The organism is Synechococcus sp. H70.1 (assembly GCF_047502705.1).
In the GTDB taxonomy this organism is placed as follows: Bacteria; Cyanobacteriota; Cyanobacteriia; order Thermostichales; family Thermostichaceae; genus Thermostichus.
Map to the genome: position 1 here is coordinate 9,411 of NZ_JANSIV010000064.1, position 2,536 is coordinate 11,946.

Here is a 2,536-nt window from a genome sequence, read left to right on the forward strand (position 1 = left end):
GCCAGCTATTCGGATCCCTGAACTTGTCGAGGGATCCTGGGGAGGTTCTCGCTGGCCTCTGCTGCCTGTGGAAGCCTTCCAAACAGTTGGCCAAGAAGACTGCTCTGGAGGGAGGGAGCATGTTATCTTGAGTTAGCTTAACATGATTCCATAGCCGAGCTCAGCCGTTACCCTATCTAAGCGCGGCTGGCTGAATTCCCGGCTCAACTTTCCTCGTACTGCAAGCAAAACGACAATGGTAGGCATTCTCCGGCGCCTTTTCGGCTCGCCTGGCCAAGCAGATTCCAATCCCGTCTCAGAGAAGGTCGCTCAGCCGGCCAAAAAGCAAGGCAAGCAAGACAACACCTTCTTCCTCCCCCCCGATGAGGCCAAGACCCTTGGCAACATCGAATACATGCGCACCCCTAAGCTCGTGAAGCATACTTTCAAAGACTTTGGCTCTGGCAGCAAGATAGAGGTGGTGGAGGAGGTTTCTTCCTTGAGCAAGGTTAAGCTAGAAAAACAAACCAAAGCTGCTGAACCTGTGGCTGAGCAGAGCTCCCCCACCTCAGATGGCAGCAGCGGAGCAGGCTCACGCCGCCAAGGAGGATCCGACCTAGAGAAGTTCCGCGAGATGGCCCGCAGCTTACGGAAAAAGTAGGCTGGTTGCAAGGGAGTCTTGGGAAGGGATCAGCTTGCGGACTTAACCCGCCAATCAGGACTAGAGGAAAAGCCAATGGCGATCAAGCGAGGCACCCTGGTAAGAGCTATCCGTGAGAAACTGCAAGGCAGCTTGGAAGCTCAGGCCAGTGATCCGATGATCCCCAACTACGTCTTTGAAACTGCTGGGGAAGTAGTGGACATTAGGGGGGACTACGTCCAGATTAAGTTTGGAGCTGTCCCCACTCCCCCAATTTGGCTGCGGGCGGATCAGGTTGAGGAGATTGCAAGCTAAAGGGGAGCAGGAGATGCTCCACCTTGCCACGCGCGAACAACTTCTGCAGCGCAGGCGACTTTTGCGTCAGCAACGGCGCAGTCGCTTTTGGCAGGGGTCCTGGCGCTTGGCTATCTCAGTAGGCGTTCTGACGCTGCTGGTGTTGGGCCTGCGGCAGCCCTACTGGCAGATTCGCCGGCCCGAGCAAATTCAGGTAAGGGGCAGCTACTGGGTGGATCCCGACTGGATACGGGAGCAATTGCCTCTGACCTATCCCGTGAATATCTGGCAGGTGCAGCCGACTGTCTTGGAAAGAGCCTTGCTGGGATCCCCCAGCCGCCCTTCTCCTTTTGAAAGCGTCCAGGTGCAGCGGCGGTTGCTGCCGGTGGGGGTTATTGTCCAAGTGCGGGAACGGCGGCCGATTGCTCGGGCTCGTCAAGGCGGCCAGGCGGGGTGGGTGGATCTGCAGGGCAACTGGCTGCCGCCGGATCCCTACCGTTTCCTCCAGTCTAGGTCTTTGCCTAAGTTGGAGCTGCTGGGCTGGGAAAACCATCCACCGGAGCAATGGGCGCTACTGCTCAAAGCCCTGCAACCTTCTGAATTTCAAATCAGGGCAGTGGATTGGCACTCCGGAGGAGGGATTACCCTGCACACCGAGCTGGGCAATGTTTATCTGGGGCCGCTTTCTGACCGCCTGCCCCTGCAAATTCAAACCCTCAACCAAATGCGGGATCTGCTCCGCTACTGCGAGTGTAGGCCTGAGGAAATTCTCCGGATTGATCTAACCAGCCCCAGTGTGCCCACCTTGCAGCTTACCCCTGCTGCCCTGCAGAGGCGCTGGAAGGATTTGGAGCTGCGCTAGGGATGACTCCAGAGCTGGCGGTAGAAGTTCACCAGTTGTGGGTTGCCTACCCTGGTTGCCCGCCGGTTCTGCAAGGGCTGGATCTAAGAGTTGAAGTTGGCCAGCGTGTAGGGGTTATTGGCCCCAACGGTGCTGGCAAAACTACCCTGTTCCTTGCCCTTGCTGGTCTCTTGCCCCCCTGGGCCGGACAGATTACGTTGTTGGGTCAGCCGCTGCAGCCCGGCCAGTTTCGGCCTGAGGTGGGGCTGGTGTTTCAGGATCCCGCTGACCAACTGTTTGCCCCCTCCGTGGCCGAAGATGTAGCCTTTGGACTGCGCAATCTGGGCCTGCCTGAAGCGGAGATTACGGCCGCTGTGCAGGCAGCCCTGCAAAGGACCGGCACCTTGCATCTAGCCAATCGCCCACCTCACCACCTTTCCGATGGCGAAAAGCGCTTAGTTGCCCTCGCTGGAGTCCTGGCGATGCAGCCCCAGCTGGTGCTCTACGACGAGCCAACTGCCGGCCTGGATCTGCGATCACGACGACGGCTCATTGCCTTTTTGCAGCAAGCAGGCCACACCTTTCTGCTGGCCTCCCACGATCTGGAGCTCATTCTTGAGGTGTGCAATTGGGTGATCCTCCTGGATCAAGGCCGTATCTGGGCTCAGGGATCCCCAAGGCAGTTGCTAGGCCAAGCCGGCCTCTTGGAAGCCCATGGCTTGGAGGTACCCTCATCGCTGCGCTGTCAAGGAAGGGGTAGCTGAGCTGGGAGCTTTAGGGAA

General features: G+C 58.3%; 4 protein-coding genes. All 4 read left to right on the forward strand.

The features are described 5' to 3' along the window. The first annotated feature begins 235 nt into the window (after positions 1-235). The 4 genes from NW827_RS04630 (at position 236) to NW827_RS04645 (ending at position 2,518) form a co-directional block, all read left to right on the forward strand. Positions 236-640: a hypothetical protein gene (locus tag NW827_RS04630; RefSeq protein ID WP_414404193.1), complete on the forward strand. Its 405-nt coding sequence runs from the start codon at positions 236-238 to the stop codon at positions 638-640. A 75-nt stretch (positions 641-715) separates the two neighbouring features. Then, on the forward strand, positions 716-934 hold the full coding sequence (gene ndhO / locus NW827_RS04635; RefSeq protein WP_414361182.1) for an NAD(P)H-quinone oxidoreductase subunit O: 219 nt from the start codon (positions 716-718) through the stop codon (positions 932-934). Positions 935-947: 13 nt separating this feature from the next. Continuing rightward, positions 948-1,775 (forward strand): cell division protein FtsQ/DivIB, encoded by an 828-nt coding sequence (locus NW827_RS04640; RefSeq protein ID WP_414503387.1) that lies wholly within the window; start codon positions 948-950, stop codon positions 1,773-1,775. A gap of 2 nt (positions 1,776-1,777) precedes the next feature. After that, positions 1,778-2,518 carry an energy-coupling factor ABC transporter ATP-binding protein gene (locus tag NW827_RS04645; protein WP_414404195.1) on the forward strand — a complete coding sequence of 247 codons (741 nt, stop codon included), beginning with the start codon at positions 1,778-1,780 and terminating at the stop codon, positions 2,516-2,518. Positions 2,519-2,536: the final 18 nt, after the last annotated feature.

Coding starts and splice junctions, on each gene's coding strand:
- NW827_RS04645 (WP_414404195.1), top strand. CDS start 1,778: ATGACTCCAGAGCTGGCGGTAGAAGTTCACCAGTTGTGGGTTGCCTAC.
- ndhO (WP_414361182.1), top strand. CDS start 716: ATGGCGATCAAGCGAGGCACCCTGGTAAGAGCTATCCGTGAGAAACTG.
- NW827_RS04630 (WP_414404193.1), top strand. CDS start 236: ATGGTAGGCATTCTCCGGCGCCTTTTCGGCTCGCCTGGCCAAGCAGAT.
- NW827_RS04640 (WP_414503387.1), top strand. CDS start 948: ATGCTCCACCTTGCCACGCGCGAACAACTTCTGCAGCGCAGGCGACTT.